A 21151-nucleotide genomic window follows, 5' to 3' on the forward strand; every position below is an offset into this window, starting at 1 on the left:
CACGCCATGGGAGCACTTGACGGGATCAGGGTGATTGCGGTCGAGCAGGCGGTGGCGGCACCGTTCTGCTCCTCGCGTCTGGCGGATGCCGGCGCCGAGGTGATCAAGGTCGAGCGGCCCGAGGGCGATTTTGCCCGCGGCTATGACGCGGCGGCCAAGGGCCAGAGCAGCTATTTCGTCTGGCTCAACCGCGGCAAGCAGTCGGCGGTGGTCGATCTCGCCACGAAAGAAGGCCGCGCCGAGCTTGAGAAGCTGATCGCCAGCGCCGACGTGCTCATCCAGAACCTCAAGCCGGGCTCGATGGACAAGCTCGGCTTCTCGCGCGAGCGGCTTTTGAAGGACTATCCAAAGCTGATCTCGTGCACAATCACGGGCTATGGTGACGAAGGTCCCTACGCGCATCGCAAGGCATATGATTTGCTGATCCAGGCCGAGAGCGGGCTCGCCTCGATCACCGGCAATCCTGACGGCGCCTCGCGCGTCGGCATGTCGATCGTGGATGTTGCGACCGGCGCGACTGCGCACGCGGCGATCCTGGAGGCGCTGATCGCACGCGGGCGCACCGGCAAGGGGGCCGATATCCGCATCTCCATGTTCGACGTGATGGCAGACTGGTGCACCGTGCCGCTGCTCAACGCGGAGGCCGGCAATCCGCCGAAGCGCATGGGCCTGCGCCATCCCTCGATCGCGCCCTACGGCGTGTTCACCTCGAAGGACGGCAAGGACATCCTGATCTCGATCCAGAGCGAACGCGAATGGAAGACGCTGTGCGCGAAGGTGCTGGATCAGCCCGATCTGCCCAGCGATCCGCGCGTCGCCAACATGGTCGAGCGCGTGCGCAACCGCGACTTCACCGACAAGACGGTCGCCGACATTTTCGGCAAGATGACCCGCGATGAGCTCTTGAAGCGGCTGTCGGATGCCGACATCGCCTTTGCCGAGGTCAACACCATGGCCGACCTCACCAACCATCCGCATCTTCGCCGCATCGAGGTCGACACGCCGAACGGCCGCGTCAGCTATCCCGCGCCGGCGCCGATCGTCGTCGGCGAGATGCGCAGCTATGGCGCGGTGCCGGCGATCGGCGAGAAACCAGCCAAGAAGTAACAGAGCGAGGCGTCATGACCGAGAAGCTCGACATCGATCATCTCAGGCAATGGATCGGCCGCAGCACGGAAGCCACCGACATCGTCACCGCGCAGCTCGTGAGGGGCCTGCGCGCGACGCTGTTCCAGGAGGTCGGGGAGCCCAAAAAGGGCGATGCCGCGCCATTCACGGTGCACTGGTGCCTGGCGCAGCCGGTGTTTCCGATGTCGATGCTCGGGCCCGACGGCCACCCCACCCGCGGCGGCTTCCTGCCGCCGGTGCCGCTGCCGCGCCGGATGTGGGCCGGCGGCGAGATCGAATTCCTGCAGCCGCTTCGGGTCGGCGATGAATCGACCCGCACCTCGCGCATTGCCGATGTGCAGGTGAAGACGGGCTCGACCGGCACGCTGTGCTTCGTCTCGGTCGAGCACAGCATCTCCTCGCCACGCGGCACCGCCATCCGCGAGCGGCAGGACATCGTCTATCGCGAGATGACGAGCAGCGCGCCCGCGAGCGCCAAGGCGCCGCCTACGCCGCCGAAGGCGCAGCACCGGGAGACACACGTCTCCGATCCCGTGCTGCTGTTTCGCTATTCCGCGCTGACCTTCAACGGCCACCGCATCCATTACGACCGCGACTACGTCACCAAGGTCGAGGGCTATCCGGGCCTGATCTTCCACGGTCCCTTGCAGGCGGCGCTGATCATCGAGATGGCGGCAAAGCTGCACGGCGGCAAGGCGCCGAAGAAGTTCAGCTATCGCGGGCTTCAGCCGCTGTTCGAAGGGACGGAGTTCTCCGTCAACGCCAATGACGGCGGCGAGAGCATGGAGCTGTGGACCGCGAATGCCGAGGGGCAGCCGACGATGAAGGGCACGGCGGTGTGGTAGCCGCCGCTGTTTCCTCCTCGTCATTGCGAGCGTAGCGAAGCAATCCAGAATCTTTCCGGAGCGGCTCTGGATCGCTTCGTCGCATCAGCTCAAAATTGCTACGCAATTTTGTCGCAAGCTCCTCGCAATGACGGGTGGGGCTGCTATTTTCGATAAACAACAAGGGGACGGAGACCATGGCCAAGAACGGCAAGACCGGCAGCAAGTCCGTCACCGTCAAGCAGGCGACGCTCGACCTGCTGCGCGCCTTCGGCATCACAAAAGTGTTCGGCAATCCTGGCTCAACCGAGCTGCCGTTCCTGAGCGACTGGCCCCACGACATCGACTATGTGCTGGCGCTGCAGGAAGCGTCCGCGGTCGGCATGGCCGACGGCTACGCACAGGCGACGCGCAATGCCGGCTTCGTCAACCTGCATTCGGCGGCCGGCGTCGGCAACGCCCTCGGCAACATCTACACCGCGCACCGCAACCAGACCCCGCTGGTGATCACCGCGGGTCAGCAGGCCCGCTCGATCCTCCCCCTGCAGGCGTTCCTCTATGCCGAGCGCGCCTCGGAATTTCCGAGGCCCTACGTCAAATACAGCGTCGAGCCGGCGCGGGCCGAGGACGTGCCGGCCGCAATCGCGCGCGCCTATTACACCGCGATGCAGCCGCCCTGCGGGCCGACCTTCGTGTCGATCCCGATCGATGATTGGGCACATGCATGCGCACCCATCGAGGCGCGCAAGGTCAGCCGCGAAATCGGGCCCGAGCCTGACGCGATGAAGGCGCTGGTCACAGCGCTCGATTCGGCAAAATACCCTGCGCTCGTCGTCGGCCCAGGCGTCGACCGCGCCGGCGCGGTCGACCTGATGGTGCGCGTGGCCGAGAAGGCCAAGGCCAGCGTCTGGGTCAGCCCGTTCTCGGCGCGCTGCTCGTTTCCGGAGCGGCATCCGCAATTCTCAGGGTTCCTGCATGCCTCGCCGGCGCAGCTGTCCGACGCCTTGCGGGAGCACGACCTCCTCGTCGTCGTCGGCGCGCCGGTCTTCACCTTCCACGTCGAGGGGCATGCCGCGATTTTCGATGGCGGCGCAACGATTTTTCAGATCACCGACGATCCCGATGCAGCGGCGGTGACGCCGGTCGGCACCAGCATCATCGCGACGATGAAGCCGGCGCTGAGCCTGCTGCTGGATCTGTTGCCGGAGAGCAGGCGCGCCACGCCGAAAGGCCGCACGCTGCCGCCGGCGCCGCAGGCGGCCGATCCGCTGCCGGTGGAATTCCTGCTGCATTCGCTGTCGCAGGCGATGCCCGACGGCGCGTCACTGGTGGAGGAAGTGCCCTCGCACCGGCCGGCGATGCAAAAATTCCTGCCGATGCGCGGCCAGGACAGCTTTTACACGATGGCGAGCGGCGGTCTCGGCTATTCCTTGCCTGCCGCCGTCGGCATGGCGCTGGGCAAGCCGAAGCAGCGCACGGTTTGCCTGATCGGCGACGGCTCGGCGATGTATTCGATCCAGGCGCTGTGGACCGCCGCGCAGCGCAAGCTGCCGCTCACCGTGGTCGTCATCAACAATTCCGGCTACGGCGCGATGCGCTCGTTCAGCCAGGTGATGCAGGTGCGGAACGTGCCGGGACTGGAACTGCCGGGGATCGATTTCGTGAAGATCGCCGAAGGCATGGGGTGTCATTCGGTGCGGGTGAGCAAGGCGGCCGAGCTTGGCAAGGCGCTGAAGCGCGGAATCGCGTTCGAAGGGACGAGCTTGGTGGAAGTCGTCGTGGATTCCGCGGTGCCGGTGCTTTACGGGCAGAAGCATTAGGGTACGTGTAGTGCCGTAGCCCGGATGAGCGCAGCGACATCCGGGGTCGACCCACACCGCGTGATCTATCGATCAACACGGGCATCAGTACCGCGGGAAGGGTAACGACCCGTCTTCGCCAAACTACTCCCTGTGGTTATGGGTCCCGGCCTTCGGCGGGACGACGGCGGAATGCTTGGCGCAAGGGTGCCTCAAACAGGATGACCTGACGGTCACTTCCCGAACTCCTCGCGCATCTTCGCCTGGATCTTGGCCATACCGCCGATCCAGCGGTCGTAATTCTCGGTCTTCTTGCGCATGTAGCCGAGTACCTGGGGGTGCGGCAGGATCAGGAATGTCTCCTGCTCGAGGCCGGCGAGCACGTCCCTCGCCACCTGCTCCGGCGTGAGATCGCCGTCGCCGGATTGCGGTCCCTTGGGGATCGAGCGCAGCATGTTGGTGTCGACACCCTGCGGGCAGAGGATCGAGACCTTGATGTTGTGGGCCTTGTGCGAGATCGCGAGGTTCTCGGCAAAGCCGACGGCGGCGTGCTTCGTCGTCGAATAAGCGGGGCTGCCGACCTGCGAGAGCAAGCCTGCAGCCGAGATCGTGTTGAGGAAATAGCCGCCGCCGCGCGCCTTCATGCGGGGGACGAGATGCCGCGCCGCATAGACGTGGGCCATGACGTGGATCGCCCAGCTGCGCTGCCAGGGCTCGTCGGAAGCGCCGCCGGCATTCACCGACATCGGATCGAAGCCGCCGCCGATGCCGGCATTGGAGCAGAACAGTTCGATCGGGCCGAACTGCCGCTCGGTCTCCTCGATGACGTGGGCGATGTCCTTTTCCTGCGCGACGTCGCATTTGAACGCCGCGCCATCGACCATCGCGGCGACCGCCCTTGCATTGGCGGCGTCCATGTCCGCGACGACGACCTTGGCGGCGCCCGCTTTGTGAAAGGCCTCGCACAGCGCCTTGCCGATGCCATTTGCGCCGCCCGTGACGACCACGACCTTGCCGGTCACCTTCATGCGACGTCTCCTCTCGTCGTGTCTTGTACCGCTTTATACCGCGCCGCTTATTCCGCGTCGTCGGTTCTGCTCAGCTCAACACGAGGCCGAGCACAGCGGTATAATGGCATGCCGCGCCGGCCAAGACAAAGCCGTGCCAGATCGCATTCTGGAAGCGCAGCCGCCGCCAGGCATGGAAGATCACGCCAAAGCTGTAGAGCAGCCCACCGGCAAGGATGAAGCCCAGCACCAGCGCGGGCAGCGCCCTGACCACGGGACCGTAGAGCATCACGCCGCTCCAGCCCATCGCCAGATAGATGCCGACCGAGACGCGATCGAATCGGCCGGGGAAGAACAGCTTCAGCCCGATGCCTGATATGGCGACGCACCAGACGCCGGCGAGCAGCATCAGCGCGAACACGCTGTCCTTCACCTCCAGGATGAACGGCGTGTAGGTCGCGGCGATCATGAGATAGATCGCCGAATGGTCGAACCGCCGCAGCAGCCATTTGGCCGGCGACACCGGCCAGAGATTATAGGTCGCCGACAGCACGAGCATCGACAGCAGGCCGGCGACGTAGATCGAGACGCCGACGATGTCGGTCGCCGTCGCGTAGACCGCCGTCAGCACCACCAGCACGATCGCGGCGATGAGGCCGCCGAGGACGCCGATCGCGTGGACGACGCCATCGGCGATCAGCTCGGCGCGGTCGTAATCCCAGCCGATCACGTCGGCAGCGGCGTGGACGGAAGAGGATGCGAACTGTTTCAGCTGGAACACGGTCATGGCAATCCGCAAAGGCTAAGGCAATGCCCTCTTCATATGGGTCTTTCGGACCGGCGCGTCGTTCAAGCGGCTGATTTGCCGACAAAGGCGGTGGAAGTATGAAAGCTTGATTTTCCTCAACCAGTTGCCACTTTTGTGACTAATCCGATTTGCGTACCCCTCGCCCGAGCCCCCTCACGTTCATATGGCATTCAGTTTCCAGGATATGGTCGAGGAAGCGCGGCTGTCGGCCCGGGCGCTGATCGACTTTGGCGAGCATTTCTTCAACCCGACAGTGCGGCTTGGTGTCACCGGCCTGTCGCGAGCCGGTAAGACCGTATTCATCACCGCGCTGATCCATGGACTGACGCGTGGCGGGCGGTTTCCGGTGTTCGAGGCCTATGCCTCGGGCCGGATCGCGCGGGCGCATCTGGCGCCGCAGCCTGATGATGCCGTGCCGCGCTTTGCCTATGAGAACCATCTGCGCGCGCTGGTCGAGGAACGGCGCTGGCCGAACTCCACCGTCGACATCAGCGAGCTCCGCCTCGTCATCGACTACCAGCGCCCGAACGGCGCCGACCGTACGCTGACGCTCGACATCGTCGATTATCCCGGCGAATGGCTGCTCGACCTGCCGCTGCTGCAGAAGAGCTACGAGCAATGGTCCGCTGAGAGCCTGGCGCTGTCGCGCGAGGCGCCGCGCGGGCATCTTGCGAGCGAATGGCTCGCGCATCTTGCAACGCTCAAGCCCGAGGCACCCGAGGACGAACAGGCGACGCTGACGGCCGCAAAACTCTTCACGAACTACTTGCGCGCCTGCCGCGACGAGCGTTTTGCCATGAGCCTGCTGCCGCCCGGCCGCTTCCTGATGCCGGGCAATCTCGCCGATACGCCGGCGCTGACCTTTGCGCCGCTCGACGTGCCCGTGGGCAGACAGGCACCCGAGGGATCGCTGTGGGCGATGATGGTGCGGCGCTTCGAGGCCTACAAGGACGTCGTGGTGCGGCCGTTCTTTCGCGATCATTTCGCGCGGCTCGATCGCCAGATCGTGCTGGCCGATGCGCTCGGCGCGTTCAACTCCGGCCCGGAGGCGCTGCACGATCTCGAAGCCGCACTCGCCGGCATTCTCGATTGCTTCAACATCGGCCGCAGCACCTTGCTCTCCAGCCTGTTCCGGCCGCGCATCGACCGCGTCCTGTTCGCGGCAACCAAGGCGGATCATCTGCATCATTCCAGCCACGACCGACTCGAGGCCGTGCTGCGCCGTGTCGTCTCGCGTGCCGTTGCGCGGGCAGAAGATACCGGCGCGGCCATCGATGTCGTCGCGCTCGCTGCGGTGCGCGCCACGCGCGAGGCGCAGGTGGCGCATGGCCGCGACAAATTGCCGTCGATCCTGGGAACGCCCGCCGCGGGCGAGAGCGCCGGCGGCGAGTTCTTCGACGGCAACACCGAGGTTGCGACTTTTCCGGGCGATCTGCCGCTGGATCCCGAGCCGCTGTTCAATGGCGGGGACGCGTTCCAAGGGTTGTCGACGCAAGCTGCCGAGGAGAGCGATTTCCGCTTCCTGCGCTTCCGGCCGCCAAAGCTCGAATGCGAGGGAACGGACGAGCCCGTACTGCCACATATCCGCCTCGACCGTGCCTTGCAGTTCCTGATCGGAGACAAGCTGTCATGAACGACCGATCGAAGCCACGGCGGCCGGCAACGTTCCGGCTCGACGATCCCGGCGTCGTCGTCACCGAAGCCGACGAGACCAGCCGGCTCGCGCGCGCCACGATCCAGATCACGCCGGAGCCCGATCCATCGACATTGCCGGTGCCGGTTCAAGCCGCGCTGCCGGCGCGGCGCGGCTTTCCGTGGGGCACGCTGTTCTGGTCGGGGCTTGCGGGATTGACGCTGCTCGGCACCGGGCTTGGCGTCGTGCATCTGATCGAGGACCTGTTTGCGCGCAGCGAAACACTCGGCTTCGTTGGCGTTTCCTTGGCCTTCGTCACCGCGCTCGCGCTCGCGGTGGTGATTGGCCGCGAGGCCTTTGGCCTGGCGCGGCTTGCGACCATCGAGAAGCTGCATCAGCGCGCCGCCACTGTGCTTGCCAGCGACGACCGCAAGGAGAGCCGCGTCATCGTGCAGGATCTGCTGAAGATCGCGCACCAGAATCCGCAGCTTGCGCGCGCCCGCGCCACGCTGGAAAGCCACGCCGGCGAGATCATCGACGGCGCCGACATGATCCGCCTCGCCGAGCGCGAACTGATGTCACCGCTGGATGCCGAGGCGCGCCGGCTGGTGTCGTCGGCGGCGCAAAAGGTCTCAATCGTCACCGCGGTCTCGCCCCGCGCGGCGATCGACGTGCTGTTCGTGTTCATGGCCGCGCTGCGCCTGATCCGCCAGCTCGCCTATCTGTACGGCGGCCGTCCCGGCGCGCTCGGCATGATCCGCCTGCTCCGCCACGTCGTCGCCCACCTCGCCATCACCGGCGGCATGGCTGCGAGCGACAGCCTGGTGCAGCAGATGCTAGGCCACGGCATCGCGGCCAAGTTGTCGCAGCGATTGGGCGAAGGCGTGCTCAACGGGCTGCTGACGGCGCGGCTGGGCCTCGCCGCGATCGACGTGACGCGGCCGCTGCCCTTCGCGGCGCTGCCGCCGCCGAAGCTGTCGGATCTGGCGACGGATCTGCTGCGGAAGAAGGACGACGAGGAGTAGGGCTCTTCTTACCCTCCCCTGGAGCGCCCTCCGGGGGAGGGGAAGGAAGAATGACCGGCAGCGGCAGCACCGCGACCCATTGACTGATGGCGCGCGGCGCACGCGCCGACTGACCGCGAAACGGGCAAAACCGGCAAAAACGCCGCTAAGTTGAGCGGAATTCGGCGAAAGGGGGATGTGGTTTGAGCTACCATGCCCGCCACATTCCGCGTATCCTGTTAGGACCGAACCGGCCGGTTGGCGGGGACTGGCGGTTCGCGATCTCGGAGGAAGACCCGCGGAGAAGACGTGATGCCCAAAGGTACGGTCAAGTGGTTCAACCCGACGAAGGGTTATGGATTTATCCAGCCTGCGTCGGGAGGCAAGGATGTGTTCGTGCATATCTCGGCAGTGCAGAAGGCCGGTCTGTCGACCCTGAACGAGGGACAGACGGTTGAATACGAAGAGATCGCAAACCGGGGCAAGACCTCCGCAGAGAACCTCAAAGTATAAGCCCGCCAGCGTTTCGCTGCCTCCCGGATCACCTCCGGGAGCGAGGCCAAAAGAATTTAGAAGACGGTCAGTGCATTCGACGACCCGGCGTTGCGATTGCGCGAGGATAGCTATTTTTCCCGCGAAAACCACGGATTCAACGCCTCGGCAATGACAATCGCGACGGCATTTCGCTAACCCACCGGCAACGGTGCGTCGCGCTTGATCTCTTCCATCACCGCATAGGTCCGCGTCTCGCGCACGCCGGGCATCGACAGCAGGGTCTCGCCAAGGAAGCGCCGATACGCCGTCATGTCCGCAAGCCGCGCCTTCACCAGATAGTCAAAGCCGCCGGCAACCATGTGACACTCGAGCACTTCAGGGGCGAGCTTCACCGCGCGCGCGAAGCGCTCGAAATTGTCGGGCGTGGTCTTGTCGAGCAGCACCTCGACGAACACGAGCAAGCCGAGGCCGAGCCGGTGCGGATTGAGCCTGGCGCCGTAGCCCTCGACGAAGCCCTCGCGCTGCAGGCGCTTCAGCCGCTCGCCGATCGAGGTCGGCGACAGGCCGATGCGCTCGGCGAGTTCGACGTTGGCGATGCGTCCATCTTCCTGCAAAATCCAGAGGATTTTCCGGTCGATTCGATCTAGTTCCATATCTTATACGGCCAATACGTTTCTATTCTTCATTTCCTAAGGCAAAGCGGCTAATTTGTCTATCGAACTACGGGAGCGCAGGCCTTATTCTTGATGTCACCCACAGGACACGCCATGCCGAACCTTCCGCCGCCCTTCACAGCTCCCTACGCCCCTGACGATGCCGAGATCGCCGCGCGCCTGTTGCCGGCCTCGCATCTGTCCCCGCCGCAGGAGGCGCGGATCGACCGCACCGCGACGCGGCTGATCGAGGCGATCCGCAAGCGCGACGACAGGCTCGGCGGCGTCGAGGACATGCTGCGGGAATTCGCGCTCTCGACCAAGGAGGGCCTCGCGCTGATGGTGCTGGCCGAGGCGCTGCTGCGCGTGCCGGATGCGCGCACTGCCGACCAGTTCATCGAGGACAAGCTCGGCGAGGGCGACTTCATCCACCACGAGACCAAGTCCACGGCCTTCCTGGTCAATGCCTCGGCCTGGGCGCTCGGCCTGTCGGCGCGCGTGATCCAGCCCGGGGAGACGCCTGACGGGACCATCGGGCGTCTGGTGAAGCGACTGGGTGCCCCCGCCGTGCGTACCGCCACGCGCCAGGCGATGCGGCTGATGGGCAATCATTTCGTGCTGGGCGAGACCATCGAGCAGGCGCTGGAGCGGGGACGCCCGCGCTCCGGCCAGAAGCCGCGCTATTCGTTCGACATGCTCGGCGAAGGCGCGCGCACGGCTGCCGACGCCAAACGCTATTTCGACGCCTATGCCAGTGCGATCGAGACGATCGGCAAGGCGGCCGGCAACCATCCCCTGCCCGACCGGCCCGGCATCTCCGTCAAACTCTCGGCGCTGCATCCGCGCTTTGAGGCGATCAGCCGCGAGCGTGTGATGGCCGAACTGGTGCCGCTGCTGCTGGACCTCGCGCAGCGTGCCAGGGCCTATGACCTCAACTTCACTGTCGATGCCGAGGAGGCCGACCGGCTGGAGCTGTCGCTCGACGTGATCGGGGCAACGCTCGCCGATCCCTCGCTCAAGGTCTGGGACGGGTTTGGCCTCGCAATCCAGGCCTATCAGAAGCGCGCGAGCGCGGTGATCGACTATGTCGATGCGCTCGCCCGCGCCCATGACCGCAAGCTGATGGTGCGGCTGGTCAAGGGCGCCTATTGGGACACCGAGATCAAGCGCGCGCAGGAGCGCGGGCTCGACGGCTACCCCGTGTTCACGCGCAAGGCGATGACGGACCTGAACTACGTCGCCTGCGCGACGAAGCTGCTGGCCTTGCGGCCGCGCATCTTCCCGCAATTTGCCACCCACAACGCGCTGACGGTCGCGACGGTGCTCGAGATGGCCGGCGGCAGCGGCGGTTTCGAATTCCAACGCCTGCACGGCATGGGCGAGGCGCTGTACGAGCAGCTTGCCAAGGACCACCCTGATATCGCCTACCGCACCTATGCGCCGGTCGGCAGCCACCGCGACCTGCTCGCCTATCTGGTGCGGCGGCTTTTGGAGAACGGCGCGAACTCGTCCTTCGTGGCGCAGGCCGCCGACTATCGCGTGCCGGTGCCGGCGCTGTTGCAGCGGCCGGCAGATGCCATCGCCCGGCCGCAAGCGGCCGCGCATCCCAGGATCCCGTTGCCGGGCGATCTGTTCGCACCGGAGCGGCGCAATTCGCGCGGCGTCGAGTTCGGCGCGCGCGCCGCGCTCGATCAGTTGCTGACGGACGTGAAGGCCGAGGCCGCCGACCTCAAGCCGATCACTGACGCCACGCCGGAGCAGGCCAATGCGGCAGTCGCCGCAGCGCGTGCAGGCTTTGCTGCCTGGAGCCGGACGCCTGCGGGCACGCGCGCGGCGGCGCTGGAGCAGGCCGCGCATCTGCTGGAGAGCCGCAGGGCGCATTTCATCGCGCTGCTGCAAGCCGAAGGCGGCAAGACGCTCGACGATGCCTTGTCCGAGCTGCGCGAAGCCGCGGATTTCTGCCGCTATTATGCCGCGCAAGGCCGCAAGTTGTTCGGCGTTGATGCCGCCATGCCCGGCCCAACCGGCGAGAGCAACGCGCTCGGCCTGCGCGGCCGCGGCGTCTTCGTCGCGATCTCGCCCTGGAATTTTCCATTGGCGATCTTCCTCGGCCAGGTCACGGCGGCACTGATGGCCGGCAACAGCGTGGTGGCAAAGCCCGCCGAGCAGACCCCGCGCGTCGCGCGCGAGGCGGTCGCCCTGCTGCACGAGGCCGGCATTCCCAGGAGCGCGCTGCATCTCGTCACCGGCGACGGCCGCATCGGCGCCGCGCTGACCGCGCACCAGGATATCGCCGGCGTCGTCTTCACCGGCTCGACCGAGGTCGCGCGCAGCATCAACCGGACGCTCGCCGCCAAGGACGGGCCGATCGTGCCGCTGATCGCGGAGACCGGCGGCATCAACGCCATGATCGCGGATGCGACCGCGCTGCCCGAGCAGGTCGCCGACGACGTCGTCACCTCCGCATTCCGCTCCGCTGGCCAGCGCTGCTCGGCGCTGCGGCTGCTGTTCGTGCAGGAGGACGTCGCCGACCGCATGATCGAGATGATCGCGGGCGCGGCGCGGGAGCTCAGAATCGGCGATCCCGCCGAGGTCGCGACCCATGTCGGGCCGGTGATCGACGCCGAGGCCAAGCAACGGCTCGATGCGCATGTCGCGCGGATGAAGAGCGAGGCGCGGCTGCATTTTGCCGGCACTGCTCCGGAGGGTTGCTTCGTCGCCCCGCACATTTTCGAGCTCAGGGCCGCCGGCCAGCTCACAGCGGAGGTGTTCGGCCCGATCCTGCATGTGGTGCGCCATCGCGCCGAGAACCTCGAACGCGTGCTGCAGGCGATCGAGCGCACCGGCTACGGCCTCACGCTCGGCGTCCACTCCCGCATCGACGACACCATCGAGGCCATCATCGAGCGCGTCCAGGTCGGCAACATCTACGTCAATCGCAACATGATCGGCGCCGTCGTCGGCGTGCAGCCGTTCGGCGGCAACGGCCTGTCCGGAACCGGCCCCAAGGCCGGTGGCCCGCACTACCTCGCGCGCTTTGCGACCGAGCAGACCGTGACGATCAACACCGCAGCAGCCGGCGGTAATGCGGCATTGCTTGCGGGGGAGGAGTGAGGCCCTGCGCCGGGCGCCGTTGCATCCCGGCAAAACATCGGTCTAATGCTCCAAGACTTGGCCTGCGCCAATTCCAGCGCACGGGAAACGACAAGAGCGAGGGAGCAACGCCGCGATGGAAAAGGGCATTTTTGCAGGGCTGAAGGTTCTGGACTGCGCGAGCTTCATCGCAGCGCCCGCAGCCGCGACCGTGCTGTCGGATTTCGGCGCCGACGTCATCAAGATCGAGCCGCCTGGCACTGGGGACCCCTACCGCAACCTGCCCAACCTGCCCGGTTATCCCACCGGCGAGCACAATTTCGCCTGGCTGCTCGAGGGCCGCAACAAGAAGAGCATCGCGCTCGACCTCGCAAAGCCCGAGGCGCAGGCCGTGCTCTACAAGCTCGTCGAAGAAGCCGACGTCTTCATCACCAACATGCCGCCGCCGGTGCGCGCCAAGCTCGGCATCACCTATGACCATCTCGCCCATCTCAACGACCGGCTGATCTACGCCTCCTTCACCGGCTACGGCGAGAAGGGCGAGGAAGCCAACAAGCCCGGCTTCGACAGCAACGCCTATTGGGCGCGCTCCGGCCTGATGGACCTCGTCCGCGCCGACATCCACACCACGCCGGCGCGCTCGGTGGCCGGCATGGGCGACCACCCCTGCGCCATGGCCCTGTACAGCGCGATCGTCACGGCGCTGTATCAGCGCGAGAAGACCGGCAAGGGCTCGCATGTCGCCTCCAATTTGATGGCGAACGGCGTGTGGGCGGCGAGCGTGCTGGCGCAGGCCAAGCTCTGCGGCGCCAAGTTTGGCGAGCGGCGCCCGCGCGAGCGCGCGCTGAACGCGGTTGCCAATCACTACCAGTGCAAGGACGGCCGCTGGCTGATCCTGTCGCTGCTGAACGAGGAGAAGCAGTTTCCGACGCTGGCCAAATGCCTCGGACGCGAAGACCTGATCAATGATCCGCGCTTCGCCACCAAGGCCGATCGCCACGCCCGCTCGGTCGAGCTGATCAGGATTCTGGACGAGACCTTCGCCACGAAGGATCTCGCCGAATGGCGAAAAATCCTCGACGGCAATGGCCTCGTGTTCGGCGTCGTCGCCATTCTCGACGACATCCCGAACGACAAGCAGATGCTCGACAACGAGGTGCTGGTGCCGTTCGAGAACGACACCATGCTCACCATCAACAGCCCGATCTGGGTCGACGGCGCCAAGAAGGTGCAGCCGCGCAAGCCGCCCGCTGTCGGCGAGCACAGTGACGAGATTTTGCGCGGGGCGGGATACGACGAGGCGGCGATCAAGCAGCTGCGGTCGAAGGGAGCGGTGGGGTAGGAGCGCGCGCTCGACAAACTCGGTCATCGCGACCGCAGCGAGGCAATCCAGAATCCCGGCGCGGATGCATTGCTGGATTGCTTCGCTGCGCTCGCAATGACGGCGAGGGACGATCCCGCTATAATAGTCGGCAATTCATGAATGCCGCGAGATCCCATGCCGCTCTACCGCCTGCACTACTTCCCCGAATCCGGCAACAGCTACAAGCTGGCGCTGATGCTGACGCTTTGCGGCGAAACGTTCGAGCCGGTATGGACCGACTTTGGCGGCGGCGTCACCCGTACGGCTGAGTGGCGCAAGTCCGTCAACGAGATGGGCGAGATTCCCGTGCTCGAAGTGGACGGCGTGAAGATGACGCAGACTGCGCCCCTCCTCTTGAAGCTCGCCGAGCAGTACGGCCGTTTCGGCGCCGAGACGGAGGAGGAAAAATTCGAGCTGCTGCGCTGGCTGTTCTGGGACAACCACAAGCTCACCGGCTACATGGCGACCTATCGCTACATGCGCGCCTTCACCGAGAAGAACGATCCGCAGGTGCTGAAGCATTTCCGGCGGCGCCTCGACGATTTCCTCGGCATTCTCGAAGGACATCTCCAGCACAACGCCTTCGCGATCGGAACGAAGCCGACGGTCGTCGACATCTCGATGATGGCCTACCTGCACTATCCGAGTGATGAGCACGGATTTGATTTCGCGACGAGTCATCCCGCCATCCACGCCTGGCTTGGCCGCATGGCCGCGCTGCCCGGCTGGAAGCCGGCGTACGAGTTGCTGCCGGGCAAACGAATAACGAATTACGCGAAGTGAGGCACGCTCTCTTCCCCTCTCCCCGCCTGCGGGGAGAGAAGAGAAGCTACCTCAACGCCAGCCAGCCGAGCGTGAACAGGATCCCGCCGACGATCACGACCACCGCGACGGCCCAGCTGCTCACCCGGGCGCTGCCGGTGATCTGCTTGGCTTCCTCATTGCGCGCGATCTCGCGATTGCGCATCTTGTTGGCTTCGCTCGTGTCCGTCATGGGTCATCCAAACCAGGTTGGAGGCGGCCTAATGCGTCTTGATGAAGCACATGCCGATGCGGCGCGAGGCCGCGGCGGCCTGACAGGTCAAGCCCGTAGCACAGCTCCACGACGTAAAACTCTCATCTCGCGTTCGCGATCCTGCATATTGCAGGGAACAATGCGCGCCCCAGCCGTCCTGATATTCGGTGCCGGCCAGCTCCGCGCTGCCGCGGGTCTGCGGCCGGCTGGCAAATCCGCGAGAGAAATCAGGGCTTTTCCCTGCGGCAAACGCGGTCAGGATGTCGCGGCGGCGCACCTGGTCGCCGACAAAATGCGGCGAGGCCGGCACGATGGTGGAATTGGACGGCTTGTCGGCGAGCCAATCCACCCCCGGAAAATGGAAGCCGCCGATCCCTCGGGTCTGGTGGCAGCCGGCGCAGGTGACATCGTTGAGACGGCGCTGGAAGCCCGCGACCGAGCGGACGTTCTGCAAGTCCCCGCGCGCGGCCGCCTGCTTCAGCGCGCCGACCACGTCGTTGTCGGTGAAGACGGGATCGCTTCTGCCCTCTCCTTTTTCTTCCCCTTGCATCATGCCGAACTCCGGCTGCAATGGCGAAGCATCGAGGCCGGTCGGCGTCGGCACTATCGCGGCCTTGGCGAGGAATTGCTCGGGGATCAGCACTGTGCCGCGATCGAACTCGCGGAGATTTTCCGGCGCGAGCAGCCAGGTCTTGAAATCGCGCCGGAGATCGTTGTCGGCAAGGATCCGGTCGCGGTCGATCTGGTTCTCCAGCGTGGACTCCTCGAACGTCTTCGTCGTGGCGTGGTACTTGAAGACCTTCAGCAGATAGTCGGAGCGGAAATCGTGCAGCACCGATTTCCGTGCAATCGAGATCTGGATGTTGGTCTCGATGCGATCGAGCATCGCGTCGTAAGGATAGAAGCCGCCGCCGATCAGCCCCTGCCAGTCGCCATTGTCGAGCCAACGCCGCGCGACCTCGGCGCAACTGACCGGCTTGCCGCTCGCATCGGTCTGGCGCGCGTCGCGCGCCTTCATGACCAGATTGAACGTCATGGGGAGGCGCGTCGCCGTCGTGGCCCCTTCAGCCCCGGCATCGATGCGAGTCAACCGGTAAATCAAGCGGATCTCGCCGCAGGAGTCCTCCGACACATAGGCGCGATCCATGCGATTGACGATGCCGGCCAGTACGAAGCGCGTGTTGGGGGATTTCAGCACCGCCCGATCGAACAGCTGCACGTCAAAGCCTTCGCCGACGCCGATGGTCTCGGTCGGCCAGGCGGCTTTCTGCCGGGCGATGTAGCGATCGAACTCCGCGTCGACCGCGGCAGGAATGTCCTTGAGCTGCGGCAACCTCGAGAACAGCAGATCGTTCGTCAGCGGAAAGTTCGCGTTGCGCTCCGGCCATAACAGGCGCGAGATCGTCAGCACATCGTGCTCGTCGAGCTTGCGCAGGAGACCGGGATCGGTGATCGCCGTGCCGCGCGTGAGCTGCGCGGTCTCGGTCGCGCAGAGCGACATGACGCCGCCGAACAACGCGACCACAGCAACGACAATTCTCAAGGCCCGGCTCATGCCTCAGGTAACACCGCGCGGGCGAGCCTATTCAAGCAAAAAGGCGCTTCACAGCGAGGTGAAGCGCCTTTTCGAAAGTCGAATATCGAACGCTCAGCGTGCGACGATCAGGCCCTTGGTGGTGACGACGACCCAGCGGCCGTCCTGGCGGCGGATCGCGTCGACGCGGCCGACACCGGGGATGGGATCGCCGGCATAGACCTCATAGAGGCCGTTGCGGCTCTCGATCAGCGCGCCGCCGTTGGCGACGTCGCGCAGCCTCCAGCCTTCGAGCGTCGGCAGACGGCCGACCTCGGACTTGGGCGCGGCGGGAACGGGCGCCGGAACGGCAGAAGCGGTCGCAACCTGCGCCGGCGAGATCGAGCCGGTCGTCTCCTTCGCGGGGGCGGGAACTGCCGCGGCCTGTGCGGGGGCAGCGGGTGGCGTGGCGCGAAGCTTGTCGACGGTCTCGGACAATCTTGCCAGCTTGGCCATCGGCTCGGCCTGCGCCTTCTCGAGCTTGTCGAGACGGTCGTTGGCCCGGTTGAACTGGCTGAGGCCGGTCTTGGAGGAGTGCTCGACATTCGCCTTGAGCGCAACGAGATCGGCATCGATCCGCGCGACGGACGCATCCAGCGCGCTGGTGTCGACGACCTGCACCGGCGCGGCGGCCGGGACAGCGAAGTGCATCATGCCGGCGGTCGCGAGCGCGCCGCTGATTGCACCGACGCAGGCGGCAACCGCGACCACGGCGGCCATCGCCGAGAGGCGACGCTTGCTGCCGGCCTCGCGCGGCTCGTCCGCCTTCACGTGCGGAGCGAACTCCTCGCGCTCCCAGGCGCGGTCGGCGGGAGCCATGACGATGAGCTTGCCGGGTTTGGGCTCGGGCTTGGTCTCGACCTTCGGCTCAACCCTGGCCTCGAACTTCGGCACCTCGATCCTTGGGGGCTCGACTTTGATCGGTTCGGGCTTCGGCGGCGCCTCGTGGTCGGGGGCGATCGAGGGGGCCTCGATCCCGGCCGCCGCGACAGCCTGCGGCGCTGCGGCCTCGACGGCACCGGAATCCTGGGCAGCCTGCTCAGCCATTGGTTCGCTCACGGCTCAAATACTCCAGTCTGGATTGACCTTTTGGTAACTTTCATTGCTTGCGAAATCCTTACCTTCGGACCCGCTTACCGAAATTTTAGGAACTCATCCGCGGCTGAATTGAGCCGGGAACGTGGAACCGGTGTGGCGGGCGTGAAACAGTTTGTAATCGGGACAAGATGAACGGCGGCGCAATGGACCACACACAGCCCAATTCCCGCCCCGTCATTCTGAGGCGCGAACCCTGCGGCGCAACGTGCCGCAAGGAGAGCCTCGATGGATGAACGGCCGGGCAGCAGCGGGGCCGTCGCCCTTCGAGGCTCACTGTGTTCGCGCCTGAGCGCGACGGTGAGAGAGTGGAGCGCGCTGCATCCTCATCGTCATTGCGAGCGCAGCGAAGCAATCCAGACTGTCTCCGCTGAGGGATTCTGGATTGCTTCGCTCCGCTCGCAATGATGGTGGCTAGAGCGGTGGACTACATCACCACCGGCGCATCCGGCAGCTCGTTCGCATGCGGGCCTTGCGGAGGAAAATGCCTTGCCAGTTCGCGTGACACTGCCGCGATGCCGGCGATCACCCCACGCTCGAACTGGCCGGACCTGAACTCGGCCTCCATCGCGCGGCAAATGGTCTCCCACCCCGCCGCGCCCACCTTCGCGTCGATGCCGCGGTCGGCGACGATCTCGACGTCGCGGTCGGCCAGCAGGAGATAGATCAGGACGCCGTTGTTGTGCGCGGTGTCCCAGATGCGCAAATGCGAGAACAGGTCGATCGCGCGCTCGCGCGCCGGCTGGTTGCGGAACAGCGGGCGACCGTCGAGCGCGCCTTCGACCACGAAGCGGACCTGGCCGGAATGGGTGGTCTCACCCTGCCGGATCGCCTGTTCAATGCGGTCGAGCGCGGCTTGCGGGAAGATCTGCTTCACCCGCCAATGGTGCTGCACGAGATGTCTGGCAATACGCTTGAGGCTCATGTCCTACCAGCTCCCCGAGGCGCCGCCGCCGCCAAAGCTGCCGCCACCGCCGCTGAAGCTGCCGCTGTCGCTTGACGAGCTGCTCCAGCCGCCGGACGAGGAGCCGCTCGACCAGGAGCCGCCGCGCGAGCGGCCCATGCCGGGCGTGATGGCCGAAAACAGATCGGCGATGAAGCCAATGATGAAGCCGAGCGCACCGAGCCCCATGGCTAGCGCAGCGGAGCCGAGAATGAGCCAGGTCAGCACGGCGATGATGCCCCCGGTCGCCAATGATCCGACCAGCCGCCCGAGCATGGCCCGAAAAAATCCGCCGATTCCGATCGAGACGAACAGCGTCACGATGAACAGCGGTGCGAGATCGTCCAGGCTGCCGAAGTTCACGGTGGGAGAAGGAACGGGCAATGGCTCGCCGTCGATCACCCGCATCATGCGCTCGACGCCATCGCTGATGCCGCCGGCAAAATCGCCCGTCCTGAATTTCGGCGTGATGATCTCGTCGATGATGCGCCGCGACGTGACGTCGGTCAGCGCGCCTTCGAGGCCGTAGCCGACCTCGATGCGCAAATGCCGGTCGTTCTTGGCGACGATGAGGATCGCACCGTCGTCGATCTTCTTGCGGCCGATCTTCCAGGCATCCGCAACGCGGATCGAGAACTGCTCGATCGTCTCGGGCTGCGTGGTCGGCACGATCAGGACGGCGATCTGGCTGCCCTTGCGCGCCTCGAAGTCACGCAGTTTTTGCGTGAGCGAGGCGACGTCGCTGCTCGAGAGCGTGCCGGTCTGGTCGACCACGCGGCCGGTGAGCTGGGGAACGGCGACATCGGCGAAGGCGGGAAATGCCCAGCCAAGCAACAGCGCGAATACGATGATCGTTCGCCACAAGTTCACTGTCATCGCCCGGCTTGCCGTCTTCGCTGGCGCTTCGCCGGCCCAATACCCAAGTGCCCGGCGAAGCCCTTGGCGGAGCCGGGACCGGGCGATCCAGTATTCCAGAGATGCCAGCGGACTACAGAGAAGCCGCGGCGTACTGGATTCCCCGCCTTCGCGGGGAATGACGGCGGTGGGTGTGGCGCGCATTTGTGCCGAACGCAGCTACTTCGACGGCGCGGGAGCCGGGTTGAAATCCACCTTCGGCGCGGTCGAGATCTCCTTCTCGTTCTCGACCGTGAAGTTCGGCTTCTCCTTGTAGCCGAACGCCATCGCAGTCAAATTGGTCGGAAACGAGCGGATGGTGACGTTATAGTCCTGCACCGCCTTGATGTAGCGGTTGCGCGCCACCGTGATCCGGTTCTCGGTACCCTCAAGCTGCGACATCAGATCCTTGAACAGCGCGTCCGATTTCAGCTGCGGGTAGTTCTCGGTGACGACCAGGAGGCGCGAGAGCGCGGTGGAGAGCTCGCCTTGCGCGGCCTGGAATTTCTGGAAGGCTGCGGGGTCGTTCAGCACCTCCGGCGTTGCCTGGATGCTGCCGACCTTGGCTCGGGCATTGGTGACCCCGAGCAGTACGTCCTTCTCCTGCTGCGCAAAGCCCTTCACCGAGTTGACGAGATTGGGCACGAGGTCGGCGCGGCGCTGATACTGGTTCACGACCTCGGACCAGTTGGCCTTGATCTGCTCGTCCTCGCTCTGGATCGCGTTGTAGCCGCAATTGGTGAGGCTCAGCGAGGCCAGCGCCGCCAGCACGGTGAGGATCTTGCGCATTAAATTTCTCCCGGTGGAATCTGGCGCAAATTACCAGATTGAGCGCGCGGGACGCCAGACCTCTTGCAAACGCGAAAAGCGGCCGACTGACGCAAGCCTCTTGCCTATCAGCGGCCGACATTGTCAACTCGGGCACAACAAGACCATCAACGCCAGGGAACGCCAAGGGGAACGCCATGAGCTCGTTCGAGACCATCCTCGTGGAGCGGCCGGAGCCGGCGATCACCCGGATCGTGATGAACCGGCCCGAGGCGCGCAACGCGCAGAACCTGCAAATGACCTACGACCTCAACGCCGCCTTCGATGCGGCGGTGCAGGACGATGCGGTCAAGGTCATCATTCTCGCCGGCAGCGGCCCGCACTTCTCGTCCGGCCACGATCTGCGTCCCGGCGGCAAGAACGCCGCCGGCGTCGATTTCCCGCCGATCGGAAATTGGGGCGGCTTCGCCGAACCCAATGCCCACGGCCGCTTCGCGCGCGAGCAGGAGATCTACCTCCAGATCACGCGGCGCTGGCGCAATCTGGCAAAACCGACCATCGCGGAGGTGCACGGCAAGTGCATCGCCGGGGGCCTGATGCTGGCCTGGGCCTGCGACCTCATCGTCGCCAGCGACGATGCGCAGTTCTGCGATCCCGTCGTCACCATGGGCGTCTGCGGCGTCGAATGGTTCGTGCATCCCTGGGAGCTCGGGCCGCGCAAGGCCAAGGAGTTTTTGTTCACCGCCGACAGCTGGAGCGCCGAGGTGGCGCACCAGCTCGGCATGGTCAACCAGGTCGTGCCGCGCGCGGAATTGTCGGCGCGCGTGCTGGAGCTGGCGCGCCGGATCGCGGCAAAGCCGTCCTTCGCGCTGAAGCTGACCAAGGAAGCCGTGAACCGCTCGGTCGACGTCATGGGCCAGCCCGCCGCGATCGATCAGGCCTTTGCGCTGCATCAGCTCTGTCACGCTCATAATCTGCAGGAGTTCGGCATGATCGTCGACCCATCCGGCCTGCATCCCTCGGTGCGCAAGCCGCCGGCGGCCGCGGAGTAATTTC

19 protein-coding genes are annotated in these 21151 nt (G+C 65.5%); 10 read left to right on the forward strand and 9 right to left on the reverse strand.

What is annotated here, in order from left to right:
* Positions 1 to 6: 6 nt before the first annotated feature.
* The 3 genes from ACNJYB_RS33290 (at position 7) to mdlC (ending at position 3772) form a co-directional block, all read left to right on the forward strand.
* A complete protein-coding gene (locus tag ACNJYB_RS33290; RefSeq protein ID WP_439370777.1) occupies positions 7 to 1107 on the forward strand; it encodes a CaiB/BaiF CoA transferase family protein in 1101 nt (366 codons plus the stop codon).
* A gap of 14 nt (positions 1108 to 1121) precedes the next feature.
* Positions 1122 to 1973 (forward strand): FAS1-like dehydratase domain-containing protein, encoded by an 852-nt coding sequence (locus ACNJYB_RS33295; protein WP_439370778.1) that lies wholly within the window; start codon positions 1122 to 1124, stop codon positions 1971 to 1973.
* Between the two features lie 176 nt (positions 1974 to 2149).
* Entirely contained in the window at positions 2150 to 3772 is a 1623-nt protein-coding gene (gene mdlC, locus ACNJYB_RS33300) for a benzoylformate decarboxylase (RefSeq protein WP_439370779.1), read from the forward strand.
* 212 nt (positions 3773 to 3984) lie between these two features.
* On the opposite strand, the gene ACNJYB_RS33305 is transcribed toward mdlC, so the two are convergent.
* Together ACNJYB_RS33305 and trhA are read right to left on the reverse strand one after the other, a co-directional pair.
* The gene (locus tag ACNJYB_RS33305; RefSeq protein WP_439370781.1) at positions 3985 to 4779 is read right to left on the reverse strand and encodes an SDR family oxidoreductase; all 795 of its coding nucleotides are present in this window, start codon (positions 4777 to 4779) and stop codon (positions 3985 to 3987) included.
* 70 nt (positions 4780 to 4849) lie between these two features.
* The gene (gene trhA / locus ACNJYB_RS33310) at positions 4850 to 5545 is read right to left on the reverse strand and encodes a PAQR family membrane homeostasis protein TrhA (RefSeq protein WP_439370782.1); all 696 of its coding nucleotides are present in this window, start codon (positions 5543 to 5545) and stop codon (positions 4850 to 4852) included.
* 184 nt (positions 5546 to 5729) lie between these two features.
* Here trhA and ACNJYB_RS33315 point away from each other — a divergent pair, with 184 nt between their 5' ends.
* From ACNJYB_RS33315 to ACNJYB_RS33325, 3 genes are all read left to right on the forward strand, one after another.
* Positions 5730 to 7199 (forward strand): YcjX family protein, encoded by a 1470-nt coding sequence (locus tag ACNJYB_RS33315; protein ID WP_439370784.1) that lies wholly within the window; start codon positions 5730 to 5732, stop codon positions 7197 to 7199.
* Positions 7196 to 8224, forward strand: a complete 1029-nt coding sequence (locus ACNJYB_RS33320; protein WP_439370786.1) for a YcjF family protein — start codon at positions 7196 to 7198, stop codon at positions 8222 to 8224. Before ACNJYB_RS33315 ends, ACNJYB_RS33320 begins: the two co-directional genes overlap by 4 nt.
* Before the next feature lie 291 nt (positions 8225 to 8515).
* Positions 8516 to 8716, forward strand: coding sequence for a cold-shock protein (locus tag ACNJYB_RS33325; RefSeq protein ID WP_027527932.1), 201 nt, complete (start codon positions 8516 to 8518; stop codon positions 8714 to 8716).
* Between the two features lie 173 nt (positions 8717 to 8889).
* Here ACNJYB_RS33325 and ACNJYB_RS33330 read toward each other — a convergent pair whose 3' ends face one another.
* The gene (locus ACNJYB_RS33330; RefSeq protein ID WP_439370787.1) at positions 8890 to 9351 is read right to left on the reverse strand and encodes an Lrp/AsnC ligand binding domain-containing protein; all 462 of its coding nucleotides are present in this window, start codon (positions 9349 to 9351) and stop codon (positions 8890 to 8892) included.
* Between the two features lie 114 nt (positions 9352 to 9465).
* Here ACNJYB_RS33330 and putA point away from each other — a divergent pair, with 114 nt between their 5' ends.
* The 3 genes from putA (at position 9466) to ACNJYB_RS33345 (ending at position 14590) form a co-directional block, all read left to right on the forward strand.
* Positions 9466 to 12465, forward strand: coding sequence for a bifunctional proline dehydrogenase/L-glutamate gamma-semialdehyde dehydrogenase PutA (gene putA, locus ACNJYB_RS33335; protein WP_439370789.1), 3000 nt, complete (start codon positions 9466 to 9468; stop codon positions 12463 to 12465).
* Positions 12466 to 12580: 115 nt separating this feature from the next.
* On the forward strand, positions 12581 to 13786 hold the full coding sequence (locus ACNJYB_RS33340; protein WP_439370790.1) for a CaiB/BaiF CoA transferase family protein: 1206 nt from the start codon (positions 12581 to 12583) through the stop codon (positions 13784 to 13786).
* A 156-nt stretch (positions 13787 to 13942) separates the two neighbouring features.
* Positions 13943 to 14590 (forward strand): glutathione S-transferase family protein, encoded by a 648-nt coding sequence (locus ACNJYB_RS33345; RefSeq protein WP_439370792.1) that lies wholly within the window; start codon positions 13943 to 13945, stop codon positions 14588 to 14590.
* 46 nt (positions 14591 to 14636) lie between these two features.
* Here ACNJYB_RS33345 and ACNJYB_RS33350 read toward each other — a convergent pair whose 3' ends face one another.
* The 6 genes from ACNJYB_RS33350 to ACNJYB_RS33375 form a co-directional block, all read right to left on the reverse strand.
* Entirely contained in the window at positions 14637 to 14801 is a 165-nt protein-coding gene (locus tag ACNJYB_RS33350) for a hypothetical protein (RefSeq protein ID WP_439370793.1), read from the reverse strand.
* Between the two features lie 28 nt (positions 14802 to 14829).
* Positions 14830 to 16377: a hypothetical protein gene (locus ACNJYB_RS33355; RefSeq protein WP_439370795.1), complete on the reverse strand. Its 1548-nt coding sequence runs from the start codon at positions 16375 to 16377 to the stop codon at positions 14830 to 14832.
* A gap of 93 nt (positions 16378 to 16470) precedes the next feature.
* Positions 16471 to 17442: a hypothetical protein gene (locus ACNJYB_RS33360; protein ID WP_439370796.1), complete on the reverse strand. Its 972-nt coding sequence runs from the start codon at positions 17440 to 17442 to the stop codon at positions 16471 to 16473.
* Between the two features lie 475 nt (positions 17443 to 17917).
* The gene (locus ACNJYB_RS33365) at positions 17918 to 18415 is read right to left on the reverse strand and encodes a TPM domain-containing protein (protein WP_439370798.1); all 498 of its coding nucleotides are present in this window, start codon (positions 18413 to 18415) and stop codon (positions 17918 to 17920) included.
* Positions 18416 to 18418: 3 nt separating this feature from the next.
* Complete coding sequence (locus ACNJYB_RS33370; RefSeq protein ID WP_439370800.1) at positions 18419 to 19309, reverse strand: TPM domain-containing protein; 891 nt, start codon at positions 19307 to 19309, stop codon at positions 18419 to 18421.
* Positions 19310 to 19507: 198 nt separating this feature from the next.
* On the reverse strand, positions 19508 to 20116 hold the full coding sequence (locus ACNJYB_RS33375) for a LemA family protein (protein WP_439370802.1): 609 nt from the start codon (positions 20114 to 20116) through the stop codon (positions 19508 to 19510).
* 176 nt (positions 20117 to 20292) lie between these two features.
* On the opposite strand from ACNJYB_RS33375, the gene ACNJYB_RS33380 reads away from it, so the two are divergent.
* A complete protein-coding gene (locus ACNJYB_RS33380; protein WP_439370803.1) occupies positions 20293 to 21147 on the forward strand; it encodes an enoyl-CoA hydratase in 855 nt (284 codons plus the stop codon).
* The last annotated feature ends 4 nt before the right edge of the window (positions 21148 to 21151 follow it).

The sequence above is a fragment of the Bradyrhizobium sp. SMVTL-02 genome, assembly GCF_051853005.1.
In the GTDB taxonomy this organism is placed as follows: domain Bacteria; phylum Pseudomonadota; class Alphaproteobacteria; order Rhizobiales; family Xanthobacteraceae; genus Bradyrhizobium.